The following is a 2343-nucleotide window of genomic DNA, read 5'->3' on the forward strand; positions in this document are numbered from 1 at the left end:
GAACATGGGCGGCATGTCGATGGTCACGTCTTCGGGGTCGGGGGTGTAGAAGACGCGGATGTTGGGGTGGGTGGCGTGGAACTGGTCGAGCATCTCCTGGGCCATGCCGGGGAACCAGTCAGTGCGCCAGTCCTGATAGACGAGTTGGACAAGCTCGTCGTCGCCGGCCGTGGCCGCCGAGCGCGCGGCGGGCGCGTCGCTCACCTCGGTCGCGCCGCCGGGGGAGCAGGCGACTAGGGCTAGTAACGTTGTCAATAAGACGAGTAGGAGCATTCGCTGTCGATTGTTCACACGTTATTGTCCTGTCACTTTAATTCAACGCTGTTTCTTCTAGCGACACCAACCCCGTCCGCACGGCATAGAGCGCGGCCTGCGTCCGGCTGGGGACGCCCAGCTTGGTCAGGATGCCGCCCACCAGCGTCTTGACCGTCTTCTCGCCCACGTGGAGGGCGGTGGCGATCTCGTCGTTGGAACGGCCGCGGGCCAGCAGCCGCAGCACCTCCTGCTCATAGTCGCCCAGCCGTTCCGGCAGGGCCGGCTCGCGCACCTCGCTGAGCAGCCGCTCCACCACCTGGGGGGACAGCTGCACCTGGCCGCCGGCAGCGGCCTTGATGCAGCGCCGCAACTCATCCGCCTCGGTATCCTTTAGCAGGTAGCCGATGGCTCCGGCGCGAATGGCCCCGATCACCTTGTCATCCTCCAGAACGCTGGTCAGGGCGACAACCTCCACGTCCGGCAACTCGCGCCGGATGATGGCCGTGGCGGTGATGCCGTCCATGACCGGCATGAGCAGGTCCATCAGCACCACGTCGGGCCGCAGCGCGTGGGCCTGCTTGACCGCCTCGGCCCCGTTGGTCGCTCGTCCAACGACTTCGAGTTCCGGGTCAAGCCCCAGGAACATCCGCAGGCCATCGAGCACTACGGAGTGGTCATCTACTAGCAACACACGAATTGACATAACCTACCCAAAGCAGTTGTGGCACAGGTTTCTTAACCTGTGACCTGAGACACAGGTTAAGAAACCTGCGCCACAACTGTCTCTCGTCTGATGGCGACCACGGTCAGGTCATCGGCCTGCGGCGTGTCGCCGGTATAGGTGCGGATGGCGGTGATGATGGCGTCGATGGCGTCGCGGGCGTTGCGCACAGCCGCGCCGGCGATGGCTTCCTTCAGGCGGGCCTTGCCGAACAACTCATCCGTGGCGTCCATGGCCTCGGTGATGCCGTCGGTGTAGAGTACCAGCGTATCGCCGGGAGCCAGCACAAGCTCATCCTCATCATACGTCATATCGTCCATGATGCCCAACACCATGCCCCGGCACATGACCTCCTCCAGGTCACCGCTGGCGCGCAGCAGCAGGGGCACGTTGTGGCCGGCGTTGGCGAAGGTCAGGTGGCCGCTGCCCGTGTCGAGGACGGCGTAGAAGGCGCTGACGAACAGCATGGCGTGGTTGTCGCGGGCGATGAGCACGTTGGCCTGCGACAGCGTATCAGCCGGGCTGGGCCGGGTCTGGGCCGCGCCGCGAATCATGGCCCGGCTGTGGGCCATGAACAGCGCGGCGGCCGTGCCCTTGCCCGACACGTCGGCGATGAGCAGCCCAATGCGCTCCGGCGCGTCGGGCCATTCGATAAAGTCATACAGGTCGCCGCCGATCTCCCGCGCCGATTCATAGGTCGCGGCGAAGTCCCAACCGGCAATCTCGGGGTAGCGGCCGGGCAGCAGGCTCATCTGGATGCGGCGGGCCTGTTGCAGTTCGCGCTCCATGCGTTGCCCCTGGCTTTCCAGACGGTGCAGCCGGACCTGCTCGAAGCTGAGCGCGGCCTGGTTGGCCAGTAAGCGGGCGAAGCGCAATTCATCATCGTCCAGCTGCCGCGCGCCGTGGCTGCCCAACCCTAGCACGCCAATGGCCCCGCCGCCGATGAGCAGCGGCACGAAGGCGTAGCTGTCCAGCCCTTCGGCCAGCCAGCCATTTTGCTCCACAGAGTCCACCACAGAGTGCGCATCCTCAGATGTGCGCCCGTTCGCATCTGCGCCCCCGTCCACCACAGAGTGCGCATCCTCAGATGCGCGTCTCGCGTTGAGGTCGTCCGCATCTGAAGATGCGGACTCTGTTTGGCTTCCCCGCTCTGATTGCCACGCCTGCCGCCGATGTAGCGCATAGCCTGGCCCGGCGGTCTCATCGACGGCGACGGCGCGGCCGACGGGATTGCCCGGCCACTCGTAGGCAGCGCGGAAGACGAGCTGGCCCGGCGCGTCCCCTTCCGGGAAAAGCAGCGCGGCGGCGTCGGCCCGCAGCAGGCGCGGGATCTCGCTGACCAGGAAGTCACCCAGCGCCGCCGGATC

At 66.1% G+C, this 2343-nt stretch carries 2 protein-coding genes and 1 pseudogene; all 3 read right to left on the reverse strand.

The features are described 5' to 3' along the window. Positions 1–255, reverse strand: a pseudogene (locus tag ACE3UY_RS07285) (hypothetical protein); the annotation flags it as partial. Between the two features lie 55 nt (positions 256–310). Further along, positions 311–958: a response regulator gene (locus ACE3UY_RS07290; protein ID WP_374686880.1), complete on the reverse strand. Its 648-nt coding sequence runs from the start codon at positions 956–958 to the stop codon at positions 311–313. A gap of 56 nt (positions 959–1014) precedes the next feature. Further along, positions 1015–2343 (reverse strand): PP2C family protein-serine/threonine phosphatase (locus tag ACE3UY_RS07295; RefSeq protein ID WP_374686881.1); only part of this gene is annotated, 1329 nt, incomplete at its 5' end.

The organism is Promineifilum sp. (SeqCode) (genome assembly GCF_041918635.1).
Taxonomy (GTDB): Bacteria; Chloroflexota; Anaerolineae; order Promineifilales; family Promineifilaceae; genus Promineifilum.

Coding starts and splice junctions, on each gene's coding strand:
- ACE3UY_RS07290 (WP_374686880.1), bottom strand. CDS start 958: ATGTCAATTCGTGTGTTGCTAGTAGATGACCACTCCGTAGTGCTCGAT.